At 69.5% G+C, this 15,602-nt stretch carries 15 protein-coding genes; 9 read left to right on the top strand and 6 right to left on the bottom strand.

Going from position 1 to position 15,602, the window contains the following annotated elements; all coding sequences use genetic code 11:
- The 3 genes from ACWIHT_RS40530 to ACWIHT_RS40520 form a co-directional block, all read left to right on the top strand.
- Positions 1–309, top strand: a 309-nt coding sequence (locus tag ACWIHT_RS40530; RefSeq protein WP_456173573.1) for a tetratricopeptide repeat protein, incomplete at its 5' end; no start/stop codon positions are given.
- A 233-nt stretch (positions 310–542) separates the two neighbouring features.
- Complete coding sequence (locus ACWIHT_RS40525; protein ID WP_456173572.1) at positions 543–1,067, top strand: SMI1/KNR4 family protein; 525 nt, start codon at positions 543–545, stop codon at positions 1,065–1,067.
- 423 nt (positions 1,068–1,490) lie between these two features.
- Positions 1,491–1,799, top strand: coding sequence for a hypothetical protein (locus tag ACWIHT_RS40520; RefSeq protein WP_456173571.1), 309 nt, complete (start codon positions 1,491–1,493; stop codon positions 1,797–1,799).
- 80 nt (positions 1,800–1,879) lie between these two features.
- Here the strand turns inward: ACWIHT_RS40520 and ACWIHT_RS40515 are convergent, their stop codons facing one another.
- Positions 1,880–2,641 (bottom strand): phosphoglyceromutase, encoded by a 762-nt coding sequence (locus ACWIHT_RS40515; RefSeq protein ID WP_456173570.1) that lies wholly within the window; start codon positions 2,639–2,641, stop codon positions 1,880–1,882.
- Positions 2,642–2,809: 168 nt separating this feature from the next.
- Here ACWIHT_RS40515 and ACWIHT_RS40510 point away from each other — a divergent pair, with 168 nt between their 5' ends.
- Positions 2,810–4,078: an MDR family MFS transporter gene (locus tag ACWIHT_RS40510; RefSeq protein WP_456173569.1), complete on the top strand. Its 1,269-nt coding sequence runs from the start codon at positions 2,810–2,812 to the stop codon at positions 4,076–4,078.
- A 98-nt stretch (positions 4,079–4,176) separates the two neighbouring features.
- The gene (fxsT, locus tag ACWIHT_RS40505) at positions 4,177–6,696 is read left to right on the top strand and encodes an FxSxx-COOH system tetratricopeptide repeat protein (protein ID WP_456173568.1); all 2,520 of its coding nucleotides are present in this window, start codon (positions 4,177–4,179) and stop codon (positions 6,694–6,696) included.
- Here fxsT and ACWIHT_RS40500 read toward each other — a convergent pair whose 3' ends face one another.
- Both ACWIHT_RS40500 and ACWIHT_RS40495 read right to left on the bottom strand, forming a co-directional pair.
- Entirely contained in the window at positions 6,697–7,104 is a 408-nt protein-coding gene (locus tag ACWIHT_RS40500; RefSeq protein WP_456173567.1) for a hypothetical protein, read from the bottom strand. It abuts the gene before it with no gap.
- A gap of 212 nt (positions 7,105–7,316) precedes the next feature.
- Positions 7,317–7,763 carry a DUF2000 family protein gene (locus ACWIHT_RS40495; protein ID WP_456173566.1) on the bottom strand — a complete coding sequence of 149 codons (447 nt, stop codon included), beginning with the start codon at positions 7,761–7,763 and terminating at the stop codon, positions 7,317–7,319.
- Positions 7,764–7,812: 49 nt separating this feature from the next.
- On the opposite strand from ACWIHT_RS40495, the gene ACWIHT_RS40490 reads away from it, so the two are divergent.
- Positions 7,813–8,622, top strand: coding sequence for an AraC family transcriptional regulator (locus ACWIHT_RS40490; protein WP_456173565.1), 810 nt, complete (start codon positions 7,813–7,815; stop codon positions 8,620–8,622).
- Positions 8,623–8,631: 9 nt separating this feature from the next.
- Positions 8,632–9,279, top strand: coding sequence for a class I SAM-dependent methyltransferase (locus ACWIHT_RS40485; protein ID WP_456173564.1), 648 nt, complete (start codon positions 8,632–8,634; stop codon positions 9,277–9,279).
- A 1-nt stretch (position 9,280) separates the two neighbouring features.
- Here ACWIHT_RS40485 and ACWIHT_RS40480 read toward each other — a convergent pair whose 3' ends face one another.
- The 3 genes from ACWIHT_RS40480 to mshA form a co-directional block, all read right to left on the bottom strand.
- Positions 9,281–10,909, bottom strand: coding sequence for a glycosyl hydrolase family 28-related protein (locus ACWIHT_RS40480; protein ID WP_456173563.1), 1,629 nt, complete (start codon positions 10,907–10,909; stop codon positions 9,281–9,283).
- Positions 10,910–11,029: 120 nt separating this feature from the next.
- Positions 11,030–11,542 carry a YbjN domain-containing protein gene (locus tag ACWIHT_RS40475; protein ID WP_456173562.1) on the bottom strand — a complete coding sequence of 171 codons (513 nt, stop codon included), beginning with the start codon at positions 11,540–11,542 and terminating at the stop codon, positions 11,030–11,032.
- Positions 11,535–12,872: a D-inositol-3-phosphate glycosyltransferase gene (mshA, locus tag ACWIHT_RS40470; RefSeq protein WP_456173561.1), complete on the bottom strand. Its 1,338-nt coding sequence runs from the start codon at positions 12,870–12,872 to the stop codon at positions 11,535–11,537. The genes ACWIHT_RS40475 and mshA overlap by 8 nt, the downstream gene beginning before the upstream one ends.
- Positions 12,873–13,395: 523 nt before the next feature.
- Between mshA and ACWIHT_RS40465 the strand changes: the two genes are divergently transcribed.
- Together ACWIHT_RS40465 and ACWIHT_RS40460 are read left to right on the top strand one after the other, a co-directional pair.
- The gene (locus ACWIHT_RS40465; RefSeq protein ID WP_456173560.1) at positions 13,396–14,208 is read left to right on the top strand and encodes a class I SAM-dependent methyltransferase; all 813 of its coding nucleotides are present in this window, start codon (positions 13,396–13,398) and stop codon (positions 14,206–14,208) included.
- A gap of 203 nt (positions 14,209–14,411) precedes the next feature.
- Positions 14,412–15,497: an NlpC/P60 family protein gene (locus tag ACWIHT_RS40460; protein WP_456173559.1), complete on the top strand. Its 1,086-nt coding sequence runs from the start codon at positions 14,412–14,414 to the stop codon at positions 15,495–15,497.
- Positions 15,498–15,602: the final 105 nt, after the last annotated feature.

Raw genomic sequence — 15,602 nt, 5'->3', positions numbered from 1 at the left:
CGCATCATCGAGGACACCCTCGCCCGTCGACGCCGCACCCTCGGCGACGACCACCCCGACACCCTCCAATCCGCCCACAACCTCGCCATCACCCTGTACAGCCTGCGCCAATACGCGGCAGCGGCTCAGCTCCTTGAAGACGTGCGCAATCATCATCGCCGTACCCTCGGCGACGACCACCCCGACACCGCAGACGCCACCCACAACCTCGCTAAGGCACTAGATGCGCTGGGAAGGCGATTCGAAGCCCAGCGACTGCTGGCCCCCCAGAAGCAGAAGAAGTCGCGCTTCCGCCGCAAGCGCCGGTAACTCACTGCGGGAGCGTCGCGGCCTCGCCCGACCAGCTCAACCACACACCTACCCCAGCTCCCGTCCCGGTGCTGGCCGATCCCTCGCCGGAGGCATCACCGAGAGTTGTAACTCACCTAGCCAGCAGGGTGGTTGTCGTGTCTCAGTTGATGCTTGACGTACGGCTGGCCCAGCCAGTCCGGGCGATTCGTGCGCAGCCATCCAGTGACACTTGTGGTCGCTAGCCTGTCCGAGTGAATACCGATGGTCGACAGTTTCCCGAGGCGTTGGCCGCCGCGCTGACGCTTCCGTTCGAGTACAGCGGCGGAGCTGGGGTCGACTTCGAGCCCTTCCCGTCTTTCCTGTCTGCGGAGGAAACTACCGACTGGTTCAGGGCCTGGACCGGCAACGCGGAGTTGAGCGGCGACGATTTCCGCGTGTTCGGTCAGGATGGCTCGGGTGGATACGCGGCGTTCTGGCTGATCCGTCAGCACAGCCCACTCGTCGATCAGCCGGTGGTCTTCCTCGGGTCGGAGGGGGAGACCGGTGTCGTGGCGTGTGATCTGGGCGCCTTCTTGTGGCTGTTGGCCGGAGGCTATGGCCCTTGGGAGGCGGCCACCTCCTACGAGCCTGACTGGACGCCGTCTCCCAATCGCGAATTGGTGGCCGTCGCGGAACGATTCGCGGCGGGACGGCAGCAGTCGCCAACCGCAGTTGTCGAGCAGGCGAGCCGGGAGTTCCCGGACTTCGATGACACCATCATGGCGCTCTGCCGCTGACTCGACTTGCGCACTGCCGATGTGAATGTGTGGCCCACCGTCCTCAGAGTGATCGTCCAGCTCCGGCATTGAGATTCCTAAGAACCTGAACGGTTCAGCATCAACCGAAATCAGCCCTCGGGTGGGAGTTCGACGCCTTGACCGTGGGCAAGCGGAACGAAGATCGCGAGCCGTATCGTCCAGGTGATACGCGTGTTTACGTGGGTGACTGACATCGCGCGGGGCTTGGCCTGCGCGAGGGCCGGTGAGACGGTGCGCGGAATCGTCGACACCCAACTGTCCGCCGCACGCTCCGAGTACGCGCCGAAGGAACCGAACAAGACTGGCGGCAGCCGTCCGTCAAACCCTTCCGTCCAGCACTCGCACCAGAACCCGCGACCGGCCGTGACCCCCAACATTGGGCGTGCTCCCTGTCGTACGTCCGTGAAGACTTCCGCGGTGACCGTGTGGCTGTCGTCGCTGTCGTCGCTGTCGTCGCTGTCGTGGATCACGACCCGGAGGGCTATGGCGCTGGCCATGCCCAGTCACCGGCTGTGCGACCACCTGCGAGGACACCGCGAGCGCAAGGTGCCCGCCTGGACGCAGGAGAGGAACGTCAAGGTCCTCGCCGAGTACCTCAGCCACGCGGACCCAGTTCACGCTCCGGGTCTACGCCCCGCCAAGGTCACCGTTCCGACGGCCCTACTGATCGCCCTCGACATCCGCGTCCCCCGCCGGCGCCAACGCGTCTGACGGCCCACAGACGGTCCCAGTTCACCAAAAAGCCCCTCACCTGCATAGAAACCGCAGGTGAGGGGCTTGATCAGCCGGAGTTACTTCTTCTTCCCCTGGTTCTTGACCGCCTCGATCGCGGCGGCGGCCGCGTCCGGGTCGAGGTACGTCCCGCCGGGCTTGACCGGGTTGAAGGACGCGTCCAGTTCGTAGGCCAGCGGGATGCCCGTCGGGATGTTCAGGCCCGCGATGTCGGCGTCGGAGATGCCGTCGAGGTGCTTGACGAGGGCGCGGAGGCTGTTGCCGTGGGCGGCGACCAGGACCGTGCGGCCCGCGAGGAGGTCGGGGACGATGCCGTCGTACCAGTACGGGAGCATGCGGACGACGACGTCCTTCAGGCACTCCGTGCGGGGGCGCAGCTCCGGGGGGATGGAGGAGTAGCGCGGGTCCGCGGACTGCGAGAACTCCGAGTCGTCGGACAGCGGGGGCGGCGGGGTGTCGTAGGAACGGCGCCAGAGCATGAACTGCTCCTCGCCGAACTCCGCGAGGGTCTGCGCCTTGTCCTTGCCCTGGAGGGCGCCGTAGTGGCGCTCGTTCAGGCGCCAGCTGCGGTGGACCGGGATCCAGTGGCGGTCGGCGGATTCGAGGGCGAGCTGCGCGGTGCGGATCGCGCGCTTCTGGAGGGACGTGTGGACCACGTCGGGGAGGAGGTCGGCGTCCTTCAGGAGTTCGCCACCGCGGACCGCCTCCTTCTCGCCCTTCTCGTTCAGGTTGACGTCCACCCAGCCGGTGAACAGGTTCTTCGCGTTCCACTCGCTCTCGCCGTGGCGGAGGAGGATCAGCTTGTACGGTGCGTCGGCCATGCCTCAGAGCGTAATCCACGCATTCGGGCCGGTGTCGGGTGCCCGCCTCCCGGTCCGCCAGTTGACGGCTTCTGTTAATTGAGTGGTCCGCCGGACCCTCCCCTTCGTAAGTTGTGATCGCCGCCTTGGCCACTTACACACCGCCTGTCCGACCGTGGGGGATCCGCCATGTCACTCGCCGCCCTGAGACGTGCCGCCCGGGAAACCGTCTCCGGGCTGCCCCGCGAGTTCTGGTGGCTGTGGACCAGCACTCTCGTCAACCGGCTCGGGGCGTTCGTCTCGACGTTCATGGCGCTGTATCTGACCCTCGACCGCGGCTACTCCGCCACCTACGCGGGCCTGGTCGCCTCCCTCTACGGGCTCGGCGGGGTCGTCTCGTCGATCGGCGCGGGCGTGATGACCGACCGGATCGGCCGCCGCCCCACCCTCCTCGTCGCCCAGTCGTCGACGGCTGCGTCCGTGGCACTGCTCGGCTTCATGTACGACCCCCTCGCCATCGCCGGCGTCGCGTTCCTCGTCGGCGCGGCGAGCAACGCGTCCCGCCCGGCCGTGCAGGCGATGATGGCGGACATCGTGCGCCCCGAGGACCGGGTCCGAGCGTTCTCCCTCAACTACTGGGCCATCAACCTCGGCTTCGCGATCTCCTCCATGGCCGCCGGGTTCATCGCCGAGGTCAGCTACCGCGCCGGGTTCCTGCTGGAGGCCGGAATGACGGCGGCCTGCGCGGTCGTCGTGTTCCTACGGCTGCCCGAGTCCCGGCCGAGCGTCGTGACCGACGCCGACGGCAAGCGGCCCGCCGACGCGGTCGGCCTGCGGACCGTCCTGCGCGACGGGCGGTTCATGAGTGTCGTAGGGCTGTCCTTCCTCGTCGCGCTCGTCTTCCAGCAGGGTTCGGTCGGACTGCCGGTCGCGATGGGCGAGGCCGGGTTCACCCCCGCCGACTACGGCACCGCGATCGCCGTCAACGGCTTCCTCATCGTCGCCCTCCAGATCCCGGTCACCCGCCTCATCGAACACCGCGACGCCAAGCGCCTGTTGGTCGTCTCGTCCCTCCTCGCGGGCTACGGCTTCGGGCTCACGGCGTTCGCCGGCTCGGTCGGTGTCTTCGCCCTCACGGTGTGCGTGTGGACCCTCGGCGAGATGATCAACGCCCCGACCCAGACCGGCCTCGTGGTCCGCCTCTCCCCGGTCCAGGGCCGCGGGCGCTACCAGGGCATGTACACCCTGTCCTGGGCCGTCGCCGCACTGGTCGCCCCACTGATGTCGGGCTTCGTCATCGACCACTTCGGCGCGGAGTGGCTGTGGGGCCTGTGCGCGGTCGTGGGGACGGGGGCGGCGGTGGGGTACGGGCTGCTGATGCGACGGCTGCCGGTCGATGGACCGGCAGGGGTCGAGAGTCACGTGGCGGCGGCCGAGGCGGAGGTCAGCGCGGCCTGAGACCGGCTCGCCACTCCGCCCACGCCATCCGCGTTTCACGAGGTATACAAGGAGGTGCGGTACGAGGGCCGCTGGGGGCGTTGGGGTGGGAGACAGGCATGACCGACAGTTGCGGACCGATGTTCGTCAGTCATGCCGGGCTCGACAGTCAATGGGCGGAATGGGTCGCCTGGCATCTCCAGGGGAACGGCTACCAGGTCGAACTCGACATCTGGCACTGGCGTCCGGGCGAGGACTTCGTCAAGAAGATGAACGAGGCATTGGAGAAGGCGTCCGCTGTCGTCGCCCTGTTCTCCCCCCAGTACTTCGCTCCGGGCCGCTACACCGAGGAGGAATGGACCGCCGCCGTAGCCGGCCGGGACCGCTTCGTTCCGCTGGTCGTCGAGCCTCTGGAGCCAGAACAACTGCCGGCGATCCTACGACCCCTGATCCGCCAGAAGCTGCACGACCTGGACGAGCCGGAGGCGCTCAAGGCGCTGCTCGACGCGGTACGCGGGCCACTGCCCCCGACCACTCCGCCCACCTTCCCCGGCACCAAGTCATCGTCGTCCAGCCGGTCGACCGCCCCGCAGGGCCTCCGCCCGCGGTTCCCCTCCACTACAAACGACCCAGCCGTATGGGACGTACGACAACGACGCGACCCGCACTTCACCGGCCGCGACGAGATCATCGAGAAGGTGCGCACCGGTCTGCTCGGCGAGCGCCGGGCCGCCGTCCGGGTGCTGCACGGGCCGGGCGGCGTCGGCAAGACCCAGGTGGCGCTGGAGTACGCGCACCGCTTCGCCGGACAGTACGACCTGGTGTGGTGGGTCGACGCAGAACAGGGCGAACAGGTCCCCGCCCGGTACGCGGAACTCGCGGCCCGCGTCGACGTGGCCAAGCCGGAGGCGGGCGCCGAGATCAACGCCCGGTACGCCCTGGAGTACTTGCGCACCCATGAGCGGTGGCTCCTCGTGCTGGACAACGCGGAGGATCCCAAGCAGTTGCGGAGCTGGCTGCCGCCGGAGGGGCCCGGGCATGTGCTGATCACGGCGCGCGATCCGGCGTGGAACAAGGTCGCCACAGGACTGGCGCTGGGCGTGTTCAGCCGCGCGGAGTCGCTGGCGTACCTGAACGGCCAGTTGCCCACCTTGAGCAGCGGCACGGCGGACGCCCTGGCCGACGCCCTCGGTGATCTGCCGCTCGCCCTGGCCCAGGCCGCCGGCGCGCTCAGCGAAGGGATGCCGCCGGACCACTATCTGCAACTGCTCAGGACCAACACCGCCCAACTCCTCGCCGACGGGGAGGTCTACGACTATCCGCTCTCGGTGGCCGCCACGGTCACGATCGCGGCGGACCGCCTGGACGCGGACCATCCGGAGGCGGCGGCGGTGCTTCGGCTGGCCGCGTTCCTGGGGCCTGAGCCGATTCCTACGACGTGGCTCGTCGAGGCGCGCGATGCGCTGACCAGCGTGCCGGGAGGCCGACACGCCATCAGCTGGCCGAGGAACGCACTCCAGCCGCTCGCCCGCTACGGGCTGGCGGTCGTCGGGCCGGACACGTTCCAGGTGCACCGGCTGACGCAGGCCGTGGTACGGGACCGCGCGGGTGATCAGGCCGTGGGGCCGGTCCAGGACGATGTGGCGGGGCTGCTCAGCACCGTCGATCCCGGTGACCCCGAGTTGCCGAAGAACTGGCCGGAGTGGTCATTGCTCATTCCGCATCTGACGGCCGCGCTGAACAGCTTGGTAGACAGGGCCGGGCTACGGCCGATGCTGCTGAAGGCAGCCGTGTATCTAGCCCGCTCCGCCCAGTCCGAGGTGGCCCTCGGGCTCAGCGAGATCCTGTACGAGACATGGACCGCGTCTCTGGGCGAGGACCATCGCGACACACTGCACGCGGCTCAGTTGATGGGCCTGGCACTGTACGACATGGGCGCGTTCGAAAAGTCCCTGCCCCTGGCCCTGGACCTCTTGGACAGACGCCGCCGAGTGTTGGGCGAAGACCATCCCGACACGCTGAGTACCGCCCACGACCTCGCCGTCAATTACAGCCAACTGGAACGGTGCATCGAGGCCTACGCCTTCTTGGTGGACATCGTGCCGCGTCGCGAAGAGACGCTGGGCAAAGACCACCTTGATGCGCTCCGATCCGTCGGCGCACTTGGCTTCACCCTGATGCAACTGGGTCGTCTAGACGAAGCCCACAGCACACTGACGAACGTCTTGGAGCGGTTCCGGAATACGTCGAACGACGCGCACCCTGCCGCTCTCGACGCCACCAGGGTTCTCGGTTCCACCCTGTACAGGATGCATAGGTTCGACGAAGCCCGTGTCGTCCTGACCGATGTCCTGGCGCTGTGTCAACAGGTGGTCGGCAACCGGCACACTCACACGCTGATCAGCGCCGAGAATCTTTGCAAGACCCTCACGGCTCTCGGCTGTCACTCCGAGACGGAGAAACTTCTACGCGCCACTAGAGGCTTCGCCCGGGAGGCCTATGGAGTCGACCACCGTATGTACAGCGACCTCACCAGAGCTCTCGCCAACACTCTGGCAGCCCAAGGCAAAACCTACGACGCCCAGCAACTACGAGCCTCCCTCAAGCACCGCAACCCCCCGAAAAAGCGCCGCCGCTGATCAGCACACCACCGTGATCGAGAACGGCCGATCACTGTCCACCCCCGCGTTCCCGCCAGCGGACGGCGTCGCCGTCCGGACGAACAGCGTGTTCCCGTTCACCTGGCCGACGAGGATGGACGAGCTGCCCGGGCCGGGGTCGCTGCCGCCGTTGGTGTTGATGGTGCCGAGGAGGGCGCAGCCGTTGAGGTTGTGTGTCGTGGTGATGTTGTAGCGGCCGTGGCCGAACTTGTTGATGCCGCGGATGCCCTGCCCGCCCAGGATGTGTCCGCTCGCGGAGACCTTGGCCCAGTCGGCGGTGGCCGCCGCCCGGTGGGGCTGGTCCGGTGGGGCCGAGGCCGCGACCGTGCCGCCGATGGTGAGTGCCGTCACGACAGCTCCCAGGGCCAGCTTCGTGGATCGGTTCATGGTTCTCTCCCTGCCGATTGCCGAAGAATGGATCGGTGCGGGTGGCCCACCCCGGGTAAGGGCTCACCGGGGAGGACTCTCCTCCCTCCCGGTGCGCGCACAGAAGGCTTCGCGGCGACCGCCACTCGAACTGATCAAGCCGCCCCCCGTGCGCGCATCACCGTCATCCGACTCGGGCAGTACTCACCGAATCACCCCTCGCCAACTCCCTCTCACGGATGCATCCGCGCCCCCTTCACCACCTTGTCCACCCCGTTCCGCGGCCCGTAGACCGCCAGTCCGACCACATCCAGGTCGGCCGTGGGCACGGCCCGTACCGCCGCCCGGTTGTCGCGGTCGTTGCCCGTGGCGAACAGGTCGGACGTGAAGACCGCGCGCGGCAGGGCCCGGGACAGGGTCCGGGCGTGGGCCGCCGCCAGCACCTCCTTCGTCGCCTCGAAGACCATCACCGGCTGCCGGAACATCGGCAGATACGCCACCCCGTCCGCGTCCTCGTACGGCTCTCCGATCACCTCGGGGATCTGCGCGCCCAGGCCGCTGACCAGGAAGGACGTGACGTTCAGCCGCTGCCACGGCTCCAGGTCGTCGCGCAGCAGCACGGCGATCTTCGTGTCGAAGCGGATCGGTTCATCAGGGCCAGGGATGTCATCAGTGCTCATGCGTCGAGACTGCCGACCGCTCCGCGCCCCCGTCTTGTACGTTCTTTGCATGGCCCCGCAGCAGGAGGTCTCCGCCTGGCGGCCCCGTATCCCCGGTGTCGTCGAGGTCTTCCACGCCCACTTCACCGAGTACGCCTACCCGATGCACGTGCACGACGCGTGGACGCTGCTGATCGTGGACGACGGTGCCGTACGGTACGACCTCGACCGGCACGAGCACGGCACCCCGCACGACACGGTGTCGCTGCTGCCGCCGCACATCCCGCACAACGGCTCCCCCGCCACCCCGCACGGCTTCCGCAAGCGCGTCCTCTATCTCGACGACACCCACCTCCCAGACGGTCTCATCGGGTCCGCCGTCGACCGGCCCGATCTCCGCGATCCCCAACTCCGGCTACGCGTCGGCCAGTTGCACACCGCGCTCGACCACCCCGGTGACGAACTGGAGGCCGCGAGCCGCCTCACCCTCATCGCCGAACGACTGCACGCCCACCTACGGCCGCGACCGTCCTCCCCCGCCCCCACCGGGGACCCCGCCCTCGCCCGCACCCTCCGCGAACTCCTCGACGAACGCGTCACCGAGGGCATCGCGCTCGACGAGGCCGCTCGGCTCGTGCACGCCCATCCCGCCCATCTGGTACGGGCGTTCAGCGGCGCGTACGGCATCGCACCGCACCAGTACCTGATGTCCCGCCGCGTCGACCGCGCCCGCCGCCTGCTCCTCGACGGCCGCCCACCGGGCGAGGTCGCGGCGGCCACCGGCTTCTACGACCAGTCCCATCTCACCCGCCATTTCCGGAAGTTGGTGGGGGTCACACCGGGGCGATATTCACGCGACAGAGATCGACTCCGCAGCTAGGTTCCCCGCATGGACTGGCACGAATGGCACGACTCCTACAACTCCCCCGACTCCTACCTCAGTCAGCGCCTGGCCCGCATCCAGGAACGCCTACGACTCGCCCTCGACACCGCCCCGCCGGGACCGCTCACCGCGATCAGTCTCTGCGCCGGACAGGGCCGTGACCTGATCGGCGTACTGGCCGACCATCCGCGCGGGGCCGAAGTCCGCGCCCGGCTGGTCGAGTTGGACGAACGGAACGTCGCCGACGCGACGCGAGCCGCACGGGAGGCCAACCTCCCGTGCGTCGAAGTCGTCGCCGGGGACGCCTCGTCGACGGACCAGTACGCCGACCTCGCGCCCGCCGACCTCGCCCTCGCCTGCGGCGTCCTCGGCAACATCACCGACGCCGACGTGGAACGCCTCCTCGACCACTGCACCGCGTTGTGCCGGACGGGCGGCACGCTCGTATGGACCCGCAGCCGCGACCTGGCCACCGACCTCGTGCCCCAGGTCTGCGCCTGGCTGGAGGACCGCGGGTTCGAGCGGCTGTGGGTCTCCGACCCCTCGATCCCCCAGGCCGTCGGCGCCCACCGCTTCACCGGCCGACAGCGCCAACTGCCGCCCGGGACCCGCATGTTCGACTTCATCGGCTACGACGTCCTGCGGCGCACCTGAGTCACAGCTCCCGCTGCGCCTCGTACAGGTTTCGCGGCCGTACGGCGTCCGTCGTGCCGTACAGCTCCAGGCGGGAGTGGAGGTCGCCGGTGAAGTCGGGGACGTCGATCTGGTCGAACTCGGTGACCGTGTTCAGGCCCACCGTGGCACTGTACGGCGCCAGTTGGTCGATCTTCAGCAGGCCCGCGCGGCCGTTGGTGACGCGGATGTTCCAGTGGGTGAAGCGGGCGCCGAAGAGGGGGCCCGCGTTCGCGTCGCCGCCGTGGCGGCCGTTGTTGTTCACCGTGATGTCGGTGCGGACGTTGGCGAAGGGCAGGCCGCGGTGGCTGTCGAAGGTGCCCATGCGCATGTCGCCGCGCGACCAGACGTTGTATGAGGACAGGCCCTCGACGTTGATGCCGTGGAGCTGGGTGTTGGGCGGTGCCGGGACCGTCCGGTCCTCGATCGTGAAGTCCTCGACGAGGTTGTCGTGCGAGCCCTCGCGGCAGAAGTAGGGGTGGTGGGAGCCGCGGCCCGCCACCGTCGTACCGCGCAGGGTGCAGGCCGAGGCCGCCACCAGGCCGAAGCCGTTGTCGACGTGACGGACCGTCACGTCGTCCAGCCAGCAGTCGTAGGCGCATTGGAGGACGACACCGTTGTAGCCCTTGTCGAGGAGGTGGGGTTGTTGCGGGGTCTCGATGGCCTCCAGGGTGAGGCCTTCTACGCCCGAGCCCGTCAACTCCTGCACGTGGGTGGTCAGTTGGGGGTTCCACTCGGGGCGGAGGTCGAGGGGCAGCGGGCGCTCCAGGGTCACCGTCCGGCCGTGGACGTGCGCGATGCGGACCGGCCATTCGTAGGGGACGTACGACAGCAGCTTCGTCTTGTCGTCCCAGTAGTACGCCTCGGGGCCGGGGCCGCCGCCCGCCATGTGCTGGAGGAGGGTGTGGGCGGGGTCGTCGGCGAGGCGGAGCAACACCAGGGTGCCGGGCCTGAGTTGGGAGGCGTCCGCCACCCGTACCGTCCACGCGCCCTGCCTCGCCGGTTCGACCGTCGTCAACTGCCGCCATTCGTCACGCCTGTTGCCGGTCCAGCCCTCGAAGGGCCAGGCCTTCGCCCTGATCGCGGCGACCAGTGAGTCCCAACGGGCCGTCGGGGCGAGCCAGATGAGGCCGCCCGCCCAGGACCAGGACGACTTGTCGCCGCCGTAGCGGGAGCCGTAGACGCCGATCAGTTCCGTCAGATTCCGCGTCGCGTAGAGCTTCGTACGGTCGCTGCCCGCGCCCCTGACCACGACGTTCGAGTGGCCGACGCGGATCACGTCGTCGATGCGGAAGGTGCCGGGCGGGAGGTGGACCGTGCCACCGCCGGCCCTACCGGCAGCGGCGATGGCACGGTTGATCGCGGGGGCGGAGTCGGTGACGCCGTCCGCGACAGCGCCGTAGCGGAGGACGTCGAAGGCGCGGGGGCGGCGGGGGTGGCGCCGGGCGCCCGCCCTGCCGATGTACGGGATCTGCGGGTGGGTGAAGGGGGTGCGGGTGAACTCCCGCCAGAGGGAAGGGACTTCACCGCCGGTTGCGGTTCTCGGGAGGGGGACCGCGACGGCCAGCGCGCCGCCGAGCAGGGTTCGTCTGGTGAGGGGGATGTGGCTCATGTACGTACGTCCTCCCATGCGGCTTTTCATGGATGTGAACGACGTTCAGATCTGCGTCAGCGGTGAGCATGCCACGAGGCCAGGAAACAGCGGAAGAGGGAGAACGCAGTCAGTCGACGGTCAGTTGGTCGGCCGCTGGGTCAGATGAGTGAACGCGTCCAGGTTCCGCGTCGACTCCCCGCGCGCCACCCGCCACGCGTACTCCTTGCGGATCGCGGCGGAGAAACCCAGCTCCAGCAGGGTGTTGAAGCTGCCGTCGGCGGCCTCCAGGACCTGGCCGAGGAGGCGGTCGATCTCGGCCTCGGTGACGGCGGCGAGGGGGAGGCGGCCGGTGACGTAGACGTCGCCGAGTCGGTCGACGGCGTAACTCACGCCGTACAGCTTGAGGTTGCGCTCCAGGAGCCAGCGGTGGACGCCCGTCTCGTTCTCGTCGGGGTGGCGGATGACGAAGGCGTTGAGCGAGAGGGAGTGGCGGCCGACGAGGAGGGAGACGGTCGTCGACAGCTTGCGGGTGCCCGGGAGTTGGACCACGAACGTGCCCGACTCCGGGCTCTCCCAGTCGAGTTCGGCGCCCTTGAGGAAACCCTCGATGACCTGCGCCGCCCGCTCCTGGTCCGCCACCGCCTCACCCATGGTGCGAGCGTACGTGACGGCGGTGGGCCTGGGCCGCGGCCGCGTAGACGTCGGCCGTGGCGGCGGCGGCCGTGTCCCAGCCGAAGCACTGCGCGTGCCGGGCGGCGGCCTCGCCCATGCGGGGCGCGAGGTGCGGGTCGTCGGCGAGGGTGCGCAGGACGCGCGCGTAGGCGGCGGGGTCGTGGCCCTGGACCAGGAAGCCGGTCTCGCCGTCGCGCACCGCCACCGGGAGACCGCCGACCGAGGCCGCCAGCACCGGCGTGCCGGCCGCCTGCGCCTCTATGGCGACCAGCCCGAAGGACTCGCTGTACGACGGCATGACCAGCACGGACGCGGCCCGGAACCAGTCCGCGAGCTGCTCCTGCCCGACCGGCGGCCGGAACCGTACGACATCCGCGATGCCCAGCCGCGCGGCCAGCTTCTGGAGCCCCTCCGGCTTGGCGAGGCCGCTGCCGCTGGGGCCGCCGACGACGGGGACGACGATGTTCGACCGCAGTTCGGGCCGCTCGTCGAGCAGCACGGCGACCGCGCGCAGCAGCACGTCCGGCGCCTTGAGGGGCTGGATGCGGCCCGCGAAGAGCGGAATGAGGGCGTCCTGCGGCAGCCCGAGACGGGCACGGGCCGCCGCTCGACCATCCGCGGGCCGGAAGCGTTCGAGGTTCACGCCCGGGTGCACCACGGCGACCTTGGCGGGGTCGGCCGCGTAGTGCCGTACAAGTTCGTCGGCCTCCTCCGCCGTGTTGGCGATGAGGCGGTCGGCGGCGGAGACGATCTGGGTCTCGCCGATGACGCGCGCGGCGGGCTCGGGGGTGTCGCCGTCGGCCAGGTTGGCGTTCTTGACCTTGGCCATCGTGTGCATCGCATGCACGAGGGGCACGCCCCAACGCTGCGCGGCGAGCCAGCCGACGTGGCCGGAGAGCCAGTAGTGCGAGTGGACGAGGTCGTAGTACCCGGGGCGGTGACCGGCCCACGCCTGCATCACTCCGTGCGTGAACGCGCAGAGCTGGGCGGGGAGTTCCTCCTTGGCGAGACCCTCGTACGGCCCCGCGTCGACGTGCCGGACGAGGACGCCCGGGGCCAGTTCGACGGTCGGGGGGAGGACCGCGGTGGTGGCGCGCGTGAAGATCTCCACCTCGATGTTGATCGCGGCGAGGCGCTGCGCGAGTTCCACAATGTAGACGTTCATGCCGCCCGCGTCGCCCGTGCCGGGCTGGTGCAGCGGCGAGGTGTGCACGGAGAGCATGGCGACCCGGCGGGGTTTGCGGTGCAGCCGCAGCCGGGCGGACGCGGCCGGGGAACGGCGCCCGAGCCTGCTGCCGTACTGGCTCACGTGGCGTTCCTCCTCGCTGCGGGCATGCCGGAAGGAGGGTGTGGGGTTCCCTCCAAGGGGGTGCAACGCCGACGGGCGGGATTCTCATTCCGGCGCATGGGGATTTTGCCTGGACATTACCTGGTGTCGCTCAACCGTTCGAGCCGTTGCGGCGTGGGCGGCTGGGGCGCGCCGCACCGCGGTCGGTCATGCCCATGACCATCGCCTGACCAGTCGCAGGGCCTACGCCGACCACCCGTCCGCCAACTTCACGGCGGTTCGACGTACAGGCTGATCGCGGGTCTGGAGGGGAACACGGGCACCCGGACCATCGCGCACCCGACCGCCGACGGCGCCAGCGTCGACTTCAAGATCGACGATTGGCACGCCGACGTGACCTTCCGGGTCCGCGTCAAGGCGGGCGACAAGGTCGACGCCGACATCACGCCGATGGTCGTCATCCCGGACGTGACGTGCGGCGCCTCCCCGTCCGCTTCGGCGTCCGCGTCCCCGTCCGCGTCCGCGTCCGCCTACCCTCGTACGTATGACAGCCCGCGCAGCCGCCCGCCCCCTGGGAACAGTGACGCGCGGGACGACCAACCCCAACCGGCTGCGCCGTATGGACCGTTGGATCGTGGCGACGCACGGGGCGGAGCTGCGGCGGGCGGGCGAGGCCCTCGCCGTCGACCTCGGGTACGGTGCCGCGCCCTGGACCGCCGTGGAACTGCTCGCGCGACTCCGTACCGTCGCCCCGCACGCGCACGTGGTCGGTGTCGAGATCGAACCGGCGCGGGTCGCGGCGGCCAAGCCGTACGAGCGCGAGGGGCTGGTGTTCCGGCACGGCGGGTTCGAGATCCCCGTGCCGCGACGGCCGTCGCTCATCCGCGCGGCGAACGTGCTGCGGCAGTACGACGAGGCGCAGGTCGCCGAGGTCTGGGCGCGGCTGTGCGGACGGCTCGCGCCGACGGGCGGGGGCTCCCGGGGCGGGCTGCTGGTCGAGGGGACCTGTGACGAGATCGGGCGGCGGCACGTGTGGGTCGCGCTCGGGCCCGAGGGGCCTCGGACGGTCACCTTCGCGGCGCGGCTCGGTTCCCTGGAGCGGCCGTCCGACCTCGCCGAACGGCTCCCCAAAGCCCTCATCCACCGCAATGTGCCCGGCGAACCGGTGCACGCGTTCCTCCGCGACTTCGACCGCGCCTGGGCCGCCGCCGCGCCCTACGTCTCCTACGGCGCCCGTCAGCGCTGGATCCGCGCGGTGCGGGATCTCACCGCCGACTGGCCGGTGGTGGACGGTCCGGTGCGGTGGCGGCAGGGCGAAGTGACCGTGGAGTGGGGGGCGTTGGCTCCGCTGGGGTGAATGGTCGTCCGGCGGGGGAACGATCTCCGTCGGCCGTTCGTCACACGGGCGGGGAAATCGCCGTGACAGGTCATGACCTGGAAGGAAAGGGAAGAAGTACGGGAAGTACTACCTCTGTCGTTTTCTGTGCGGACATGGCACGATCCCCCAGGCGTCCGTAAGTTACTGACGGTCAATCAGATACGTGATGTGGGGGCAGGGGTATGGGAGCGGGCAGGCGAGCCCTGATCACGACGGCCGTCACGGTCGTCTGCGCGGTCACCGTGCTGGCGGCACCCGGCATCGCCTTCGCGAGCCCGTCGCCCACTCCCACACCGACTCCCTCGACGACCGCACCCCCAACCCCCGTGACCAACAAGGACCTTGAGGCCGTGCGCGCGAAGCTCGACGACCTCTACCACGACGCCGCCGTCGCCACCGACGCCTACAACGCGGCCGAGGAGCAGGCTCAGAAGCAGTCCGCGCAGATCGTCGAGCTGGCCAAGAAGATCGTCAAGGGCCAGGAGAAACTGGACGAGTTGAAGGATCGCGCAGGTGCCGCGGCCCGCTCCCAGTACCGCACGGGCGGGCTCCCGGACGAGGCGCAGCTGGTCCTGAGCGACAACCCGCAGGCGTTTCTGGACGGTGCCGGGCGGATACTCCAGGGCCAGCGTGCCACCAAGGGTCTGATCACCGAACTGACCCGCACCCAGGACGACTTGAAGCAGTACACCGCCGACGCCTCCACCCAGTGGCAGCAGTTGGAGAAGAACCGCCAGGCCAAGGCCGCGGCCCAGAAGACGATCACCACCCAGATCGCGGCGGCCGAGAAGCTGGAGTCCCAGCTGGAGAAGAAGGAGAAGGAACGCCTGGCCGCGCTGGAGCAGCAGGCCGCGCTGAAGGCGCAGACCGACTGGCTCGACTCCGGTGTCCTCAAGGACATCAGCGGCAAGGCGTCCACCGAGGGCAAGGCGGCGGTGGCGTACGCGACGGCCCAGCTCGGCAAGCCGTACGAGTGGGGCGCGGAGGGCCCGAAGTCGTACGACTGCTCGGGGCTGACCTCGCAGGCCTGGGCGAGCGCCGGCGATCCGATCCCGCGCACCTCGCAGGAGCAGTGGAAGCAGTTGCCGCACGTGGACGTGAAGGACATGCGCCCCGGTGACCTGATCATCTACTTCGACGACGCCAGCCATGTCGCGATGTACATCGGGGACGGCGCGATCATCCACGCCCCGCGCCCGGGGCGTACGGTGACGGTCGCGGGGGCCGGTTCGATGCCGATATTGGGTGTTGTGCGACCGGATGCGTGATATGTCCTGCCGGTGGACGCGGTGGCGACCGGTGACCCGAGCCACGTGACACAGCACACGCACCAACCGCCCCAAACCCCGACCCGGCGTGACCTTCGTCATCCC

The organism is Streptomyces sp. NPDC002276, from assembly GCF_053891435.1.
This window is presented reverse-complemented; position numbering and strand designations above follow the sequence as displayed.